The organism is Mycobacterium scrofulaceum (assembly GCF_002086735.1).
GTDB lineage: Bacteria > Actinomycetota > Actinomycetes > Mycobacteriales > Mycobacteriaceae > Mycobacterium > Mycobacterium scrofulaceum.
Genome location: NZ_MVIJ01000017.1, coordinates 1 through 15,295 on the forward strand (window position 1 = coordinate 1; position 15,295 = coordinate 15,295).

Sequence of the window (15,295 nt, forward strand, 5' to 3'; positions counted from 1 at the left end):
GGAGCGGGCGGCCCCCCGCCCGCTCCGGTACCCCCACCTGGACAGTAGCCGGGGTGGGCCGAACGCCGCGCCGGGGCGGTCAAGTCATCTACGACGTTGTCGCAGCGGCGGGATCGTTATTGGGGCGGTCGGAGAACGTCGGAAGTTGCACCGGCTCGCCATCGCCGCTGGCGGGTGAGGCGACCTCGGGCTCGTAGCGATGCGAGAACAGATCGGACGATGTCATGGAACGGGGTCCTCAAGTTGGTTCGGCTTCAGCCCGATGCCGTCGGCTGGGGTGAAGGGCGATCGATTCGTAGCTGTGCTCATCTGCACAGATATTTGGCTACGGGGCAGTGCTAACACGAACTGCTCTCACCAATCTACACGCCGGCGCTCTCCGGGACGTCTCGACGAGCGGCCGGCGGCGTCCAGCAGCCGCTGAAACCGCGACCGTGCGCGCACCGGAGGAGAAGGCCGGACCCCTGAACGCGTAGTGGGCTGGTGGGATCCACCCACCAGCCCACATGGAGTACAACTCGCGCTAGACGGCCGTCACTCCGACCGCCTGCGGGCCCTTGGCGCCCTGCTCGACATTGAACTCGACTCGCTGGTTCTCCTCGAGCGACCGGTAGCCGTTGCCCTGGATTTCCGAGTAGTGGACGAACACATCTGCTGCGCCGCCATCCGGAGCGATAAAACCGAAGCCTTTTTCGCTGTTAAACCACTTCACAGTTCCCTGTGTCATACCTTCAACTTCTCTCATTTTGAACGGATGCCGACGGGCATCCCCGCCAAAGCGTAGCACGTGCCACCCTATCGGCCCGTAATAAACTGGGGCAGAACGGGTTCAGCGCCTTTTGCGAGGCTGCGATCAGGTGGTCGGTCGTGCGGTCTCCAAGGGCTTCGGGCGCCGCGCGCCATCCGCTGCCAACGCGGCAGCCGGCGCAGGGTGGGACCCCGCGCCGAACCGCACGAACCGCAGCGCGGTCCCGGGAGCCCCCGACCGGATTCAGCCCGCTAACGCACGTCTCGTGGCCGGTACGGCCGGGGCTTGTGACATCGTCGGGACGGGCTCAAACTGGTTGATATGCGCGACCGCGAGACGATCGATGCCGAATTGCGGCGCATCGCTCTTGGCCGCCGCTCGGTTCGCGACGGCGGTGGCCCTTCGTCCCGGGAGCTCGACGAACTGCTCGACGAGCTCCTGGCGCACACCACAGGGTCGCCCCTGACGCATCCGAACGTCTGCGAACCCGAGGTCGGCACCGGCACCTTGCCGCGCCGCGCCAAAGCCGTCCGCAAACCTCGCCGTCGTCACGGTGTACCGCGTCAGTTGGGCCTTCTCGCGGCGCTGCCGCTGTCTCTGGTCGCCGTCGCCGCCGCGGGGCTGGTGATGTTGGGGACGCCCAACCGGGATTCGTCGGCGCAGCCGGCGGAAACACCGCCCTCGGTTGCGCCGCCCAAACCGATTGCGCCGCCCAAACCGATTGCGCCGCCCAAACCGGTTGCGCCGCAGGCACCCGCTTCGCGGATTGCGGTTGCCGACGCGGCGTTCATCGCCGCGCTGAAGCACGAGGGCGTGCCCCTTCCCAGCCAGGAATACGCGATGACCCAAGGCCACGCGGTCTGCGACTTCCTGGCGCAGCGGCCCAATTTCGCCGACGCGGTCGATTTCGTCCAGCGATCGTCGATCTGGGACGCCAATCAGAGTGCCCAAGTCACCGCGGGGTCGATCGTCGCGTACTGCCCCCAGTCGCAGCCCGCCACCTCGGACGCCATCGAGCCGGCGTATCAGAATGCTCTCTCCGATCTGCAGGCCATCGAGGGCCAGTTGCAAGGCATCCAGGGGGACCTGCAAAACATCCGCGGTGATCTGCAAGGCATTCCCGGCCAGCCCTGACCCGCGATGGTGTCCTTCAGCGCGGCCGCACCGGGAACGTGCGGCGTTTCAGCGGCAACGGATCCAGACGACGACGCCGACGGCGGCCGCCAGGATGGTCAGGGCCACGGCCACCGCAGCGGGTGATGGCACCGCGGCTGCTGCCCGGGCCGCGAAGTGATTCCGGTGCGCCGAGCGCTCGACGCCCGGAGCCGAGGACGCGTTCGTACCCTGGCCGCCCGGCGGCTCGACAACAGCGCCAGGTGAGCGCCCGACGTCGACCGGCGGGCTTGCCTCTGCGGGCGCCCGCGAACGTGGCGACGGGGTGTGACCGGCTCCCGGCGCCGCCGGTGATGATCCTGGCAGCGTCGCCGGAGCGGGGATCGGGGGTCCGGCCCCGGGCTGAGGGGCCGCATCCGAGGGCTGCTGCTCATCGCGGTCGCGTCCCCGCCGCGGCACCCAGGCCTCGTCCCCCAACTCGTCGGGAATCAACCACATCAGGAGGGCGAAGTTGACCACTCCCAATAGACCGTGCAGCACGATGCCGGCCGCGTGGAACCCGAAAAGCGTCGGGGTTGCGCGCGCCGTGGCAACGGCGCCGATAAACAACAACAGCGTGTAGGCCACCGCGCTGAGCGCGGTGACGGCCACCGCCGCATGGCGCTTGCCGACGGCCGCGATGGCGGCCACCCCGAATGCCAGCAGCATCGCGCTGTGCGGCGCGGTCGATGTCAGGCCGAGGATGGGAGCGCCGGTGGGTCCGGCGTTTGGATGCAGGGCGGCCGAAACCAGCCCGCCAATGCCGAAGGCGCTCACCAGCAGGCCCTCGGTCAACAGCATCCACCGCCCGCTGCGGAAACGCCCCGGGTCCATCCGGACCCTGCGCAGATCCGACGTCACCCCGGGAACGGGCCCCGCCGTAACCGGCATCGCGCGACCTCCCGAACAACAAGACTTCTCTTATAGGGCTACCCAGTGCGGGCCGCGCTATTCCCGGTCGCGCCGGACTTCGGTCAGCGGGTAGAACGCTCGGTTGCACCGGGGGTGGTCGCGCGCGGGAGGGGCGGCGCCTCCGGGAGCGGCTGCGCGACAGGACGAGTGGAGCCCCCTGTCAGGATTGAACTGACGACCGCTCGCTTACAAGGCGAGTGCTCTACCACTGAGCTAAGGAGGCGGGGTCGAACCGGGTCAAGCCTAAACGGTCATTCGCCGCTGTCGATCACGCGCGTTGAGCGCACCGCACGCGACGCGGGACGCCGCCGGCCCGGCAGCGGGATGCGGTCGGCGATGTTGCTCAGCGGGTTGACCACCATGGTCAGCGCGACCACGGCGTCCTGCAGCGTGGCGATCGCGGGCTCCAGCGCTTCCATCCCGGGCGTCAGCCGCGCCAGGGTGTCCGCGACGTCGGCGAGCTGGTCCAGCGGTCCGTTCTTCGCCGTCAGCTTGTCGACCAGGCCGCCGTCGCTGAGCAGCCGATCGGCCAGCCCGTCCTCGGCCAGCAGCCGCTCGATCAATCCGTCTTCCGCGACCAGCTGATCGGCCAGGCCGCCGGGCTGCAGGGTGCGATGCAGGCCGCCGCCCTCCGCGGTGAGCCGATCCAGCAGGCCGCCGTCCGACGTCAGCATGTCGACTACCCCGCCCGGACGCAGCAACCGGTCGATCGGCCCGTCCGGCGCGACCGCCCGCCCCAGTGGTGCGTCGTCGTCCAGCAGCCGGGCGAGCCGGTTGGCGCGCACGATCGCGTCGTCGATGCCGAGCATGGACGTCATGGCGGTGGTTCCGGCCGCTCCGCCGTCGCCCAGCGCTCGCTTCGCGATGCCGACCGCCGCGCTCGCCACGGTCAGGCTTGCGTCGGCGGCGGCCAGCCCGGCGCGTGCGGGAGCGGTTGCCGCTGAAACCATCCGCATCGCGAAGTTCATTCTTCGAGTCTATTCGCGACGCGCGAATGTCGAAGTGCGCAGGTCCCGGGCGGATGGGGTAGTTCCTGGCAGACTACTATCAGACTGTTGGCACCAGGCTTTCAGGAACCACACAATAATTAAATAGGTAACGTACAAGAAGGACAGAAGCAAACCCATGACAGCGGCAACCCCAAACGAAACAAAACCGGAGGCTCGCGTCCTCGTAGTCGATGACGAGGCGAACATCGTCGAGCTGCTCTCGGTGAGCCTCAAGTTCCAGGGGTTCGAGGTCTACACCGCCACCAACGGCGCCCAGGCCCTCGACCGGGCCCGCGAAGCGCGCCCCGACGCGGTGATCCTCGACGTGATGATGCCCGGCATGGACGGGTTCGGGGTGCTGCGGCGCCTGCGGGCCGACGGCATCGACGCTCCGGCGTTGTTCCTGACGGCCCGCGACTCGCTGCAGGACAAGATCGCGGGCCTCACCCTGGGCGGCGACGACTACGTGACGAAGCCGTTCAGCCTCGAAGAGGTGGTCGCCCGGCTGCGCGTCATCCTCCGGCGCGCCGGCAAGGGCGGGGCGGAACCCCGCAGCGCCCGCCTGACCTTCGCCGACATCGAACTCGACGAGGAGACCCACGAGGTGTGGAAGGCCGGCCAACCGGTGTCCCTGTCGCCAACCGAGTTCACGCTGCTGCGTTACTTTGTGATCAACGCGGGCACGGTCTTGAGCAAGCCCAAGATCCTCGACCACGTGTGGCGCTATGACTTCGGAGGTGACGTCAATGTCGTCGAGTCCTACGTGTCCTACCTGCGGCGCAAGATCGACACCGGAGAAAAGCGCCTGCTGCATACCTTGCGCGGAGTGGGCTACGTCCTGCGGGAACCGCGCTGAGCGCGCGACCGGTCACCAGCGCTAGCGAAGAAGCCCGCCCCATGGCCAAACAGCATCGACGTGGATTGCCGCTCCGGGTGGGCCTGGTCGCCGCCACCCTGGTGCTCGTGGCGTGCGGCCTGGCGGTCTCGGGCATCGCGGTCACGTCGATCCTGCGGCACAGCCTGGTCAGCCGGATCGACCAGACGCTGCTCGACGCGTCGCGTGGCTGGGCGCAGAACCCGCGCCGGCAGTCCGCGCCGCCCTACGAGGGGCCCGACCCGGGCCGGCCGCCGTCGAAGTTCTACGTGCGCGGCGTCGGCACCGACGGCACCCCGTTCACGGCCATCAACGACCGTAACTCCGAGCCGGCGTTGCCGCCCAACAACGATGTGGGCCCCAATCCGACGACACTGCCGTCGGTCAACGGGTCCGACATCCAGTGGCGCGCGGTGTCGGTGCGCGGCCCGCACGGCCTGACGACGGTCGCCATCGACCTGTCCGACGTCCAACACACGGTCAGCGCTCTGGTCTGGTTGCAGATCGGCATCGGGGTGGCGGTGCTGGTCGTGGTCGGCATCGCCGGCTTCGCCGTGGTGCAGCGCAGCCTGCGGCCGCTGTCCGAGGTCGAACAGACCGCGGCGGCGATCGCCTCCGGCCAGCTGGATCGCCGTGTCCCGGAACGGGATCCGCGCACCGAGGTGGGCCGGCTGTCGCTCGCCCTGAACGGAATGCTTGCGCAGATCCAGGAGGCGCTCGCGTCCTCGGAGTCGTCCGCGGAGAAGGCGCGCGGGTCCGAGGAACGGATGCGCCGGTTCATCACCGACGCCAGTCACGAGCTGCGCACCCCGCTGACCACGATCCGGGGCTTCGCGGAGTTGTACCGGCAGGGCGCGGCGCGCGACGTCGCCATGCTGTTGTCGCGGATCGAAAGCGAGGCCAGCCGGATGGGACTGCTGGTGGACGACCTGTTGCTGTTGGCCCGCCTGGACGTGCAGCGACCGCTCGAGCACAACCGGGTCGACTTGCTGGCGCTGGCCAGCGACGCCGTGCACGACGCGCAGGCGATGGATCCGGGACGCACGATCACGCTGGAAGTGGTCGACGGCCCGGGCATCCCGGAGGTGCTCGGCGACGAACCGCGGATCCGGCAGGTGCTGAGCAACCTGGTCGCCAACGCCTTGCAGCACACTCCGGAGGCCGCCGACGTCACGGTTCGCGTCGGCACCGAGGGCGACGACGCGGTGCTCGAGGTGGCCGACAAGGGACCCGGCATGACGGAGCAGGACGCGTCGCGGGTGTTCGAACGGTTCTATCGCACCGACTCGTCGCGGGCGCGCGCGAGCGGCGGGACGGGGTTGGGACTATCGATCGTCGACTCGCTGGTGCGCGCGCACGGCGGCGCCGTCACGGTGACGACCGCGCCGGGGGAGGGCTGCCGTTTCCGCGTCACGCTGCCGCGCGTCAGCGAAGTGCCGGCGCAGGAACCGGCTCACGCCAATTGAGCAAGCGCCGCCTTGATCTTGGCCTGCGCCTCGTCCAGCGATTCCGGTGACGGGTTGCGGTCGACGTTGGCGAAGCCGAAGTCACTCAATCGGCGGGTGGGGAACACGTGCACATGCAGGTGGGGCACCTCCAGCCCGGCGATGATCACCCCAGCCCGCTCGGTTTTGAAGGCCTTGCACACCGCCTTGCCGATCAACTGACTCACACCCATGATCCGCGCGAACGCAGCGGCGTCGACGTCCTGCCACTGATCGATCTCGGCCCGCGGCACGACCAGCGTGTGCCCCTGAGTCATGGGCTCGATCGTCAAGAACGCGACGACGTCGTCGTCCTCGTAGACGAAGCGGCCGGGAAGTTCACGGTTGATGATCTTGGTGAAGATCGACGCCATGGCCCCAGCATAGGGGCGGGGGCGGGGAGGGCCCGCGTCAGTCCTCCTGCCCGAACTCCATGACGTCGAGGTTCCAGTACCCGCGCATGTTGGTGATCAGCCCCGCTTCGTTGACCTTGTAGGTGAACACCCCGCGCACCTTGCTGGTCACGCCGCCCTCAAACTTGCTCTGCAGCACCAGAATATGAGCGATCTCGTCGGGTGAGCTCGACGGGAAAGTCTCTTCGCACGTGATGGTCAGCTGGTTCTTGGCGATGTTGTTGTCAAAGAACTCGCCGACGGCCGCCCTGCCGCGCACGCCGGTGCCGTCGGGGTTGGTGACCGACTTGCCGATGGGGTCTTCGATGACGACATCATCCGTCATCAGCGCCAGCCAGCCGTCCCGGTCTTTGCCTTGCGCGCAGCGCCATGACGACTGCGACGCGGTCAGTGCCGGGGATGGAGCGGTTTGGGTCATGATTTCTCTCCTGTCACTAGATTGCGCACGCGGCGCGCGCGCCTTCCTCGGTGGCCTTGCGGATCAGCCCCAGCCCGGTGCAGTCGCCGGCGGCGTACACCTGGGCGCCGGGCAGGGCGGCGATCAGCTCGTCGAACAATGTGGTGTCGGGCTCGACCGTGCCGGCCAGCACGACGCTGTCGGCCCGCAGCTGCCGGGTGGTGCCACCGGCGGGGGTGAACACCACCGCTTCGGTGGTGAGCCGCTCCACGGTCGCCCGGACGTGCACCGTGACGCCGAGCCGGTCGAGGCGATCCATCTGTTCAGTCTTGCGTTTGTTGCCCACTTCAGGGGCGATGTCCTTGCCGGATTCGAGGATCGACACCAGCCGGCTCCGGCTCGCCAGGAACTCGGCGAGTTCCAGGGCGACCAGGTCGCCGCCGACGATCGCGACCCGGCGTCCGACCGGCATCCAGGCGCGGCTGGCCAGCCGGACCGCGGCCGGGCGTACCAGCCGCTGCCGCCAGCCGGCAAGCGCCGACGCGCCCAGTCGCTGCCAAGCCGGTGCGCCGGATTCCGCTCGGCCGCCGAGCATTTCGCGCAGCCCGCGTCCGGTGTGCACGTGCGGTAGGTCCGACCCGGGCATCGCCGGCACGGTGACGCGGCCGCCGGTGGCCACCACCACCGCGTCCGGGGCGGCGTCGACGATGTCCCGAGCAGAGACGGCATGGCCCACGTGTACTCGCGCGCCGCTGAGCTTGACCTCGTCGCGCAGGTAGCGCAGGAAGGGCTCGTTCTCCGGGTGCAGGACCGCCGCCCAGCGCAGCGCCCCGCCCAGCGCGGCGCCACGCTCGAAAAGCGTGACGCGGTGGCCCCGTTCGGCGGCGACCCGGGCCGCCTCCAGCCCGGCGGGTCCGCCGCCGATCACCACCACACGCTTGGCGCGCCCGGCGCGAGCCGCCGACAGCTCGCGCTCTTTGCCGGTGCGGGGATTGACGGAGCAGTCGACGGAGAAACGCTGTTCCATTGCGTCGATGCAATTTTCACAGGAGATGCACCGGCGGATCCGCTGCGCCTGCCCATCTCGCAGCTTGCGCGGCAGGTCGGGGTCGGCCAACAGCGGGCGCCCCATGGCGATGAAATCGGCGCGTCCGTCGGCCAGGATCCGCTCGGCCCGGGCCGGGTCGTGGATCCGGCCGACGGCTATCACCGGCACGTCGACCACCTGCTTGACCGCCGCCGCGGCGCCGACGTTGAGCTCGTCGCCGTCGTCGGCTCCGTTGACCATCCCGGTCACCAGCCGATCGATGACGCCGCCGCTGACGTGGAACGCATTGACGCCCGCGGCCACGAAAGCCGGTGCCAACTGCGCGGTGTCGAAGATGGGCCGGCCGCCGGCGACCCGCTCGTAGCCCGAGATGCGCAGCGTGATCGGCACGGCGTCGCCGATCTCGGAGCGGATCGCGGCCAGCGCATCGAGTACCACCCGGGCCCGGCCGCGCGCCGAATCGCCGCGGTAGTCGTCGGTGCGCCGATTGCGTTGCGGGGCAAGGAAAGAACCCAGCAGCATGTAACCGTGGGCGGCGTGCAGCTCGATGCCGTCGTAGCCGGCCTCGACGGCACGCCGCGCGGCGGCCTTGAACAGATCGAACACCCCGGACAGCTGTTGCCTGCTGATCTCGGCCGACGGGCGCCCGGTCAGGTAGGAGGGGATCACCGACGGACCCACCGACGTCACGCCGAAGATCTCGGGTCCCAGACCGTCGGGCCCGGCGTGCACGATCTGGGGCTGGATCTTGGCGCCGTGCTCGTGGACCACCTCCACGAGCGCCCGGTGCGCGCCGACCGCCTCGTCGGTGGCCAGGTGCAGGCCGCCGGGCGTCTCAGGGTGGTGATGGTCGATTCCGGTGGCGCCCACCGTGATCAGGCCGACGCCACCCTCGGCGCGCGCGGCGAAATAGTCGCGGGTGCGCTCGGACGGCAGTCCCTCGGGCGTGCCGTACATGGTCTCCATCGGAGACATGACGACGCGGTTGCGCACCGTCATGGCGCCGATCCGTCCCGGCGCCATCAGGTGACCGAACCCGGTCACTCGCGAATCGGTGGGTGGGGAGTTACCGGTCGGCGTCCGTGTACCGGATGACGCCGCGAATGTTCTTGCCCGTCAGCATGTCCTGGTAACCCTCGTTGATCTGCTCAAGGCGGTACTGGGTGGTGACCATGTCGTCCAGGTTCAGCTTGCCGGCCTTGTACATCGACAGCAGCTGCGGGATGTCGTATTGCGGGTTGCCGCCGCCGAAGATGGTGCCCTGCAGGTTCTTTTGCATCAGGGTGAGCATCGCCAGGTTCATGTTGACGTTGGTGTCCAGCAGGCTGCCGATGGCGGTCAGCACGCAGGTGCCGCCCTTCTGGGTGATGTTGAGGTAGTTGTCGACGTCGGCGCCGTGCAGCTCACCGACCGTGACGACGACCTTGTGGGCCATCAGGCCGTAGGTGACCTCCATGATGCCCATCAGCGCCGCGTTGATGTCGGGATAGACGTGGGTGGCACCGAATTTCAGCGCCTGATCCCGCTTCCATTCGACCGGGTCGATCGCGAAGATGTAGCGGGCACCGGCGTTGACGGCGCCCTGCAGCGCCGCCATGCCGACCCCGCCGACACCGACGATGGCGACGTCCTGGCCCGGGCGGATGTCGGCGGTGCGGACCGCGGACCCGTAGCCGGTGGTGACGCCGCAGCCGACCAGGGCGGCCACCTCGAACGGAACGGACGGGTCGATCTTCACCACCGAGCTGCGGTGCACCACCATGTACGGCGAGAACGTGCCCAGCAGCGTCATGGGGAAGACGTTCTGGCCGCGGGCCTGGATGCGGAACGTGCCGTCCGATACGGCGGCCCCGCCGAGTAGGCCGGCCCCCAGGTCGCACAAGTTGCGCATGCCGGCCTGACAGGTCGGGCACTGCCCGCAGGACGGAATGAAGGAGAGCACCACGTGGTCGCCCGGGGCGATGTCCTCGACGCCGGGTCCCACCTCGGTGACGATGCCTGCGCCTTCGTGCCCGCCGAGCACCGGGAAGCCGGCCATCGGGATTCCGCCGGTGACGAGGTGATGATCGGAGTGGCACATGCCCGCCGCTTCCATCTGGATCTTGACCTCGTGCGCTTGCGGGTCGCCGATCTCGATTTCCTCGATGGACCAGGGCTGGTTGAACTCCCAGATCAGTGCGCCTTTTGTCTTCACGATGGATCTGACCCCATTTCGTCTTTGAATCGATCAGAGCTGCCCGGCCCCTTCATGCCGGTCAACTTGGTGACGGGCGCCACAGGCGCCCTTGTCGCGTCAGCATAGCGCGTGCAACAAATCAAATGCTTGGTTGGTCCGCTCACCAGATCGGCGCCGGGGCCTGGCCGAGCGGGTAGTACCCGGGCAGCTTCTCGCCGGCGATGCTGCGCTCGATGCGCTTCTGCATGCCGGCGGACAGGTCACCCGACTCGATGAGGGTCGCGAACATCTTCGCGACGTGACCGAAGTCGAAGAAGTCTCGCTGCCATTCGATGAGGTTGTCGGCGTTGAGGCGGAACCAGCTGCCCCCGATGCCGTAAATCTCGTCCTGGGTGCCGTCGGACTTGTTGACGATCTGCTTCCAGAAACCGACGATCTCACCCTGCTTCTCGTCGATGAGCACCTTTTGGTACTCGTACACCCAGTTCTCCAAACCCTCCATCTCCAGGCCGAGCGCGATGTCGCGGATCTCGTCGACGCCGACGCACATCACGTCTTCCTTGGGGCCGATGTTCCAGCCGTAGGTGGCGTCCTGGGCGTAGAAGTCTGCCAACGGCCGCCAGTCACCGGCCTTCTCACAGTCCTTGTTGGCTTGCAGCCACCGATCGACCCATGCCTCGAGTTCGTCCCGCGACGCCATTATTGGTCTTCTTTCTCTCTGATGAACAGTGCATGCGTTGGGCACATCTCGACCGCGCGTTCGACTTCCTCGCGGGCGTCTTCGGGCGGTTCGGGGTCGAGGACCTCGACCTTGCCCCGCTTGGGCACCCGGAAATAGTCGGGCGCCTCCAGTTCGCACATGGCGTGGCCCTGGCACAGATCCAGGTCGGCTTCCACTCGGTAACCCATGATCGGTCAGGCTTTCCGCTTGCGGTAGCGCACCTTCGCCGGCCGGGCGAGTTGGACGACCATCTTGGAGTGGTCGTTGTGATAGCTGTCGGCCGGCTGCGCCATCTCGAATTCATACTCGCGCAACAAAACCGAGAAGATGGCCTTGATCTGCATCTGGGCGAAAGCGGCTCCCACACAGCGGTGCCGCCCCGCGCCGAACGGAATCCAGGTCCACCGGTTGACGATGTCGGCCTGTTCGGGCTTGTTGTAGCGATCGGGCTTGAATGCGTCCGGATCGGGAAAGTCCTCGGCAATCCGGTTCGAGATCGCGGGGGACGCCGCCACATAGTCGCCCGCGTGAATCGGGAAGCCCTCGACCTCGAACTCGCCCTTGGCGACTCGCATCAGGATGATCAGCGGCGGATGCAGGCGCAAAGTCTCCTTCACCACGTTGTCCAGCTGTGGAATCGACCGCAGCGCGTGGAAACTCACCTCCTGGCCGTCGGCGTACAGCTCCTCGAGCTCGGCCAGCACCTCGGCGTACACGTCGGGGTGGCGGATCAACTCGATCAAGGTCCACGCCGAGGTTCCCGAGCTGGTGTGGTGCCCCGCGAACATCAACGAGATGAACATCCCGGTGACCTCATCGGCGGAGAACCGGGGATTGCCGTCCTCGTCCGTGATCGAGACCAGCACGTCCAGCATGTCGCGGTCGGACTTGTCCTTCGGCGGGTTGGCCAGCCGCTGGTCCATGATCTCCTGCACCAGCGCGACGAGTTTGACGCGCGCCTCGTCACGCCGTTTGAAGCTCTCGATCGGCAGGTAGGGATCGACGTAACACAGCGGGTCGGTGCCGCGTTCCAGCTCGTGGTAGTACTCGGCGAAGCGGTGGTCGAGCTGTTCACGGAACTTCAGCCCGATCAGGCAGGCCGTCGAGGTGTAGATGGTCAGTTCCGCGAAGAAGTCGAGCAGCTCGATCTCGCCTTCGTCGCCCCAGTTGGCGATCATCTTCTTGACCTCGCCCTCGATGGTGGCGGCGTGGCCCTTCATCTGCTCGCCGCGCAGCGCGGAGTTGTGCAGCATCTCCTTGCGCCGCTCGGGGCTGGCGTCGAACACCACGCCCTTGCCGAAGATCGGCGTCATGAACGGGTACGCCTCGGCCTGGTCCAGATCCTCGTCCGCGGAGCGGAAGAAGAATTCGTTGGCGCCCGCGCCGGACAGCAGGATGACGTGTTTGTCGACGAGCTGGAACCAGCCGACATCGCCGCACTCCTCACGGACGCGTTGCATCAAACCGATCGGGTCCGTGCGGAATTCCTCGAGGTGGCCGTGCTCTTCCTCGCCGCCGGAAACTCGCGGCACGATAGCGGTGGTCGTCATTGTCCCGGCATCCCTTCCTCGCCCAGGGCCAGCTTCTGGCGATCTTTCTTGTCGGCCAACGGGGCTTCGGGCTGCAATTCCATGTTCGCGATGAAGCCACCGCGCGGTGTCTCGGCGACGAACGTGATGGCTCGCGCCAGGTCCGCCGCGCGCAGGAAGTAGTCGTGGCGGGCCTGGCCCCACTTGGCCCAGTCCTCCAGCGCCGGGCCGATCTTCTCCGCCGGCAGGCTCCAGCCCATCGAGGTCTTCGTCGGGCCCGGGTGCACGATCGAGGCCCGCACGCCGGTGCCCTCGAGCTCCATCTGAAAGTTGGTGACCATCGCGACGAGCGCGGCCTTGGCGGCGCCGTAGGCGCCCATGTGGGGGCGCTGGCGCAGGGCGACGTCGGAGCCGACGAAGATCAGGTCGCCGCGCCGCCGCTCGAGCATGCCGGGCAGGACGGTTGAGGCCAACCGGAAGGCGCCGACGAGGTGGATCTGCAGCTGGGACTCGAACTCGTCGCCTGTGATCTCGGCGAGCTTGCCGAAGTAGGTGTCGCCCGCGCCGGCCACCAGCACCTCGACCTCCCCGAGCGCGTCGACGGCCTGCGCGACAAAGGATTTCACCGAGTTCGGGTCGGTGACGTCCAGGTGGAAGCCGACCGCCTCGCCGCCCTCGGCGTTGATCTTGCCGACGATGTCGTTCAGCTTCTCGACGCGACGGGCGCCGAGGGCGACCGGGAAGCCGTGCGCCGCGAGTTCGATCGCGGTGGCCTCACCGATGCCGGACGAGGCGCCGGCCACGATCGCCGGACGGCGCTCGGGCAGGGGATCAAAGCGGGGCATTCAGCGGACCTCCACGGTCATGGGCAGGTGAGCGAATCCGCGGACATTGCTGGAGTGCACGCGGACGGCGTTGGCCTCGTCCACCTCAAATCCGCGGATTCGCTTGAACAACTCGGTGAGCGCGACCCTGGCTTCCATCCGGGCCAGGTGCGCGCCCAGGCAGAAATGTGCGCCACTACCGAAACTCAACAGCTTGGGGCCGATTTCGCGCCCGATCAGGTAGTCGTCGGGATTGTCGAAGACCCGCTCGTCGCGATGGCCCGAACCGGGCAACAGCAGCAGCACGTCGCCCTCGGGGAGGGTGGTGTCGTAGAGGGTGAGCTCCCCGACCACGGTCCGGGCCAGGATCTGGCTGGAGGTGTCGTAGCGCAGCGTCTCCTCGACCCACAACGGCACCCGGGACAGGTCGTCGTAGACGGGGGTCAGCTGGTCGGGGTTCTTGTGCCCCCAAAAAGCGGCATTGGCAAGCAGTTTGGTGGTCGTCTCGTTGCCGGCGATCACCATCAGGAACATGAAGCCGAGCACCTCGTCGTCGGTGAGCCGGTCGCCGTCGATCTCGGCCTCCAGCAGGGCCGAGGTCAGATCGTCGGTCAGCTCCTTGCGTCGCTCGGCCACCATCCCCTGGTAGTAGACGATCAGGTTGATGGAGGCCTCGACGGCCTCCGGCGGGACGTCGGTGACGCCGTCCGCGCGGTGCATCACCCCGTCGGCCCAGGCCCGGACCTGATCCCGATCCGGCTCGGGGACGCCCATCAATTCGGAGATGACGTCCATCGGCAGCTTGCCGGCGAACTCGTCGACATAGTCGACCGTGGCGCCCTGCGCCTTTGCCAGCATGGCATCGAGATGCCGCGTCGCTATCTCGGTGACCCGCGGCTCGAGTTCCCGAATCCGCCTGGGGGTGAATCCTTTTGACACCAGCGTCCGCAGCCTCAGGTGGGCGGGATCGTCCATCGCCAGGAACGACATCGTCTTGGACGCATGCGGGCCGCGCGAAGCCGGATCCAACGAGACGCCGTACTTGTTGGACAGCGTCGTGCTGTTGCGGAATCCCTGCAGCACATCCCGGTGCCGTGATAACGCCCAGAACTTCAGCTCCTCGTTGCGGTACAGCGGGGCCTCGTCGCGAAGGCGCTGGTAGTACGGGTACGGGTCCTCGTGGAAGTCATAGTCGTAGGGATCGAGGACCAACTCGTGGTCGCCAGCATGAACGGTCATTCGGTGGTCGTCTCCTGGCTCGTCTCTTTCGCGCCGGTGAGGATCAGCCGCACCACGTAGGTCAGCCGGTCGGCGATCTCGCGGTAGGTGAATTCGCCGCTGCCGGCCTGGACGAGCGCCCCGAAGAAGGACATCTCCAGCGCGGACACGGCGGTCGGGTCGGCGTCGGGCCCCATGGCCGAGGTGATCCGGCGGTGGATCTCGGCGCCGATCCGGTCGCGCGCGGCCCGCACGGCGGGCTCGGCGCCACCGCTGAGCAACGCCGTCGTGCATGCGGCGCTGACCTCGGGCTCGTCGGCGACCACCACGGCCAGGTGGCGCAACACCTGCTCCACCCGCTTGGGCATCGGGTCGTTGACATCGGTGAAATAGGGGACCTGCCGCACCAGGTCGAGGTAGACCTCGGCGATCAGGTGGTTCTTGGACGAGAAGTAGGTGTACGCCGTCGCCGGGGCTACCTTGGCGCGGGCCGCCACGGCACGCACCGTCAGGTCGGCGTAAGACTTCTCGCGCAGTGTCTCGATGCCGGCCGCGAGCACCTTGCGGAAGGTCTCCTCCTGGCGGCGGTTGCGCGCCGGCCGACCGGCCTGCTGTTCGGCCTGGGACGTCGTCGCCACCAGTGCATCGCTGGACACATGTCCAAGCTAACGGACCCGGTCGGGTGGAAGCAACCCCGATCGCCATATCTGCCCGTTAAAGTGCTCTTTTCCGCCGTACGGCGCCCCCGGGCGAGATCGACCCTTGCATCGCCGACGGCGCGGCGGCTAAGGTTCCACCTGGCAATATCGG

17 protein-coding genes and 1 tRNA gene are annotated in these 15,295 nt (G+C 67.9%); 3 read left to right on the forward strand and 15 right to left on the reverse strand.

Annotated features, from left to right (window positions below; translation table 11 throughout):
* Positions 1–88: 88 nt before the first annotated feature.
* Together BST44_RS30410 and BST44_RS13105 are read right to left on the reverse strand one after the other, a co-directional pair.
* Positions 89–226 carry a hypothetical protein gene (locus BST44_RS30410; protein WP_167380198.1) on the reverse strand — a complete coding sequence of 46 codons (138 nt, stop codon included), beginning with the start codon at positions 224–226 and terminating at the stop codon, positions 89–91.
* Between the two features lie 297 nt (positions 227–523).
* Complete coding sequence (locus tag BST44_RS13105) at positions 524–727, reverse strand: cold-shock protein (protein ID WP_007166408.1); 204 nt, start codon at positions 725–727, stop codon at positions 524–526.
* A gap of 342 nt (positions 728–1,069) precedes the next feature.
* Between BST44_RS13105 and BST44_RS13110 the strand changes: the two genes are divergently transcribed.
* A complete protein-coding gene (locus BST44_RS13110; RefSeq protein WP_083177551.1) occupies positions 1,070–1,882 on the forward strand; it encodes a DUF732 domain-containing protein in 813 nt (270 codons plus the stop codon).
* 48 nt (positions 1,883–1,930) lie between these two features.
* On the opposite strand, the gene BST44_RS13115 is transcribed toward BST44_RS13110, so the two are convergent.
* The 3 genes from BST44_RS13115 to BST44_RS13125 all read right to left on the reverse strand — a co-directional run bounded on the left by BST44_RS13115 (position 1,931) and on the right by BST44_RS13125 (position 3,780).
* Positions 1,931–2,791 carry a DUF4383 domain-containing protein gene (locus tag BST44_RS13115; protein ID WP_142274480.1) on the reverse strand — a complete coding sequence of 287 codons (861 nt, stop codon included), beginning with the start codon at positions 2,789–2,791 and terminating at the stop codon, positions 1,931–1,933.
* Positions 2,792–2,960: 169 nt separating this feature from the next.
* Positions 2,961–3,035, reverse strand: a tRNA-Thr gene (locus tag BST44_RS13120).
* Between the two features lie 28 nt (positions 3,036–3,063).
* On the reverse strand, positions 3,064–3,780 hold the full coding sequence (locus tag BST44_RS13125) for a hypothetical protein (protein WP_083177553.1): 717 nt from the start codon (positions 3,778–3,780) through the stop codon (positions 3,064–3,066).
* A gap of 157 nt (positions 3,781–3,937) precedes the next feature.
* On the opposite strand from BST44_RS13125, the gene phoP reads away from it, so the two are divergent.
* Together phoP and BST44_RS13135 are read left to right on the forward strand one after the other, a co-directional pair.
* Entirely contained in the window at positions 3,938–4,657 is a 720-nt protein-coding gene (gene phoP, locus BST44_RS13130) for a two-component system response regulator PhoP (protein ID WP_007166403.1), read from the forward strand.
* Positions 4,658–4,698: 41 nt separating this feature from the next.
* On the forward strand, positions 4,699–6,141 hold the full coding sequence (locus BST44_RS13135) for a sensor histidine kinase (RefSeq protein ID WP_083177554.1): 1,443 nt from the start codon (positions 4,699–4,701) through the stop codon (positions 6,139–6,141).
* Here BST44_RS13135 and BST44_RS13140 read toward each other — a convergent pair.
* The 10 genes from BST44_RS13140 to BST44_RS13185 all read right to left on the reverse strand — a co-directional run bounded on the left by BST44_RS13140 (position 6,129) and on the right by BST44_RS13185 (position 15,141).
* Positions 6,129–6,533 carry an HIT family protein gene (locus tag BST44_RS13140; RefSeq protein ID WP_083177555.1) on the reverse strand — a complete coding sequence of 135 codons (405 nt, stop codon included), beginning with the start codon at positions 6,531–6,533 and terminating at the stop codon, positions 6,129–6,131. The two genes, BST44_RS13135 and BST44_RS13140, sit on opposite strands and share 13 nt — an antisense overlap.
* 37 nt (positions 6,534–6,570) lie before the next feature.
* Positions 6,571–6,990 carry a ketosteroid isomerase family protein gene (locus BST44_RS13145; protein ID WP_083177556.1) on the reverse strand — a complete coding sequence of 140 codons (420 nt, stop codon included), beginning with the start codon at positions 6,988–6,990 and terminating at the stop codon, positions 6,571–6,573.
* A gap of 16 nt (positions 6,991–7,006) precedes the next feature.
* Positions 7,007–9,061: an FAD-dependent oxidoreductase gene (locus BST44_RS13150; RefSeq protein WP_083177557.1), complete on the reverse strand. Its 2,055-nt coding sequence runs from the start codon at positions 9,059–9,061 to the stop codon at positions 7,007–7,009.
* A 22-nt stretch (positions 9,062–9,083) separates the two neighbouring features.
* The gene (locus tag BST44_RS13155; RefSeq protein WP_083177558.1) at positions 9,084–10,211 is read right to left on the reverse strand and encodes an NDMA-dependent alcohol dehydrogenase; all 1,128 of its coding nucleotides are present in this window, start codon (positions 10,209–10,211) and stop codon (positions 9,084–9,086) included.
* A gap of 142 nt (positions 10,212–10,353) precedes the next feature.
* Entirely contained in the window at positions 10,354–10,893 is a 540-nt protein-coding gene (locus tag BST44_RS13160) for a hypothetical protein (protein ID WP_083177559.1), read from the reverse strand.
* On the reverse strand, positions 10,893–11,102 hold the full coding sequence (gene fdx / locus BST44_RS13165; RefSeq protein ID WP_167380199.1) for a ferredoxin Fdx: 210 nt from the start codon (positions 11,100–11,102) through the stop codon (positions 10,893–10,895). The genes BST44_RS13160 and fdx overlap by 1 nt, the downstream gene beginning before the upstream one ends.
* A gap of 6 nt (positions 11,103–11,108) precedes the next feature.
* Positions 11,109–12,464, reverse strand: a complete 1,356-nt coding sequence (gene cyp51, locus BST44_RS13170; protein WP_083177561.1) for a lanosterol 14-alpha demethylase — start codon at positions 12,462–12,464, stop codon at positions 11,109–11,111.
* Complete coding sequence (locus BST44_RS13175) at positions 12,461–13,288, reverse strand: SDR family oxidoreductase (protein WP_083177562.1); 828 nt, start codon at positions 13,286–13,288, stop codon at positions 12,461–12,463. The genes cyp51 and BST44_RS13175 overlap by 4 nt, the downstream gene beginning before the upstream one ends.
* Positions 13,289–14,506 carry a cytochrome P450 gene (locus BST44_RS13180; RefSeq protein WP_083177563.1) on the reverse strand — a complete coding sequence of 406 codons (1,218 nt, stop codon included), beginning with the start codon at positions 14,504–14,506 and terminating at the stop codon, positions 13,289–13,291.
* Positions 14,503–15,141 carry a TetR/AcrR family transcriptional regulator gene (locus tag BST44_RS13185; RefSeq protein ID WP_083177564.1) on the reverse strand — a complete coding sequence of 213 codons (639 nt, stop codon included), beginning with the start codon at positions 15,139–15,141 and terminating at the stop codon, positions 14,503–14,505. Before BST44_RS13185 ends, BST44_RS13180 begins: the two co-directional genes overlap by 4 nt.
* Positions 15,142–15,295: the final 154 nt, after the last annotated feature.

What these genes read in the sequence shown, in the direction of transcription:
- BST44_RS30410 (WP_167380198.1), bottom strand. Translation starts at nt 226, where the DNA reads ATGACATCGTCCGATCTGTTCTCGCATCGCTACGAGCCCGAGGTCGCC.
- BST44_RS13105 (WP_007166408.1), bottom strand. Translation starts at nt 727, where the DNA reads ATGACACAGGGAACTGTGAAGTGGTTTAACAGCGAAAAAGGCTTCGGT.
- BST44_RS13110 (WP_083177551.1), top strand. Translation starts at nt 1,070, where the DNA reads ATGCGCGACCGCGAGACGATCGATGCCGAATTGCGGCGCATCGCTCTT.
- BST44_RS13115 (WP_142274480.1), bottom strand. Translation starts at nt 2,791, where the DNA reads ATGCCGGTTACGGCGGGGCCCGTTCCCGGGGTGACGTCGGATCTGCGC.
- BST44_RS13125 (WP_083177553.1), bottom strand. Translation starts at nt 3,780, where the DNA reads ATGAACTTCGCGATGCGGATGGTTTCAGCGGCAACCGCTCCCGCACGC.
- phoP (WP_007166403.1), top strand. Translation starts at nt 3,938, where the DNA reads ATGACAGCGGCAACCCCAAACGAAACAAAACCGGAGGCTCGCGTCCTC.
- BST44_RS13135 (WP_083177554.1), top strand. Translation starts at nt 4,699, where the DNA reads ATGGCCAAACAGCATCGACGTGGATTGCCGCTCCGGGTGGGCCTGGTC.
- BST44_RS13140 (WP_083177555.1), bottom strand. Translation starts at nt 6,533, where the DNA reads ATGGCGTCGATCTTCACCAAGATCATCAACCGTGAACTTCCCGGCCGC.
- BST44_RS13145 (WP_083177556.1), bottom strand. Translation starts at nt 6,990, where the DNA reads ATGACCCAAACCGCTCCATCCCCGGCACTGACCGCGTCGCAGTCGTCA.
- BST44_RS13160 (WP_083177559.1), bottom strand. Translation starts at nt 10,893, where the DNA reads ATGGCGTCGCGGGACGAACTCGAGGCATGGGTCGATCGGTGGCTGCAA.
- fdx (WP_167380199.1), bottom strand. Translation starts at nt 11,102, where the DNA reads ATGGGTTACCGAGTGGAAGCCGACCTGGATCTGTGCCAGGGCCACGCC.
- cyp51 (WP_083177561.1), bottom strand. Translation starts at nt 12,464, where the DNA reads ATGACGACCACCGCTATCGTGCCGCGAGTTTCCGGCGGCGAGGAAGAG.
- BST44_RS13175 (WP_083177562.1), bottom strand. Translation starts at nt 13,288, where the DNA reads ATGCCCCGCTTTGATCCCCTGCCCGAGCGCCGTCCGGCGATCGTGGCC.
- BST44_RS13180 (WP_083177563.1), bottom strand. Translation starts at nt 14,506, where the DNA reads ATGACCGTTCATGCTGGCGACCACGAGTTGGTCCTCGATCCCTACGAC.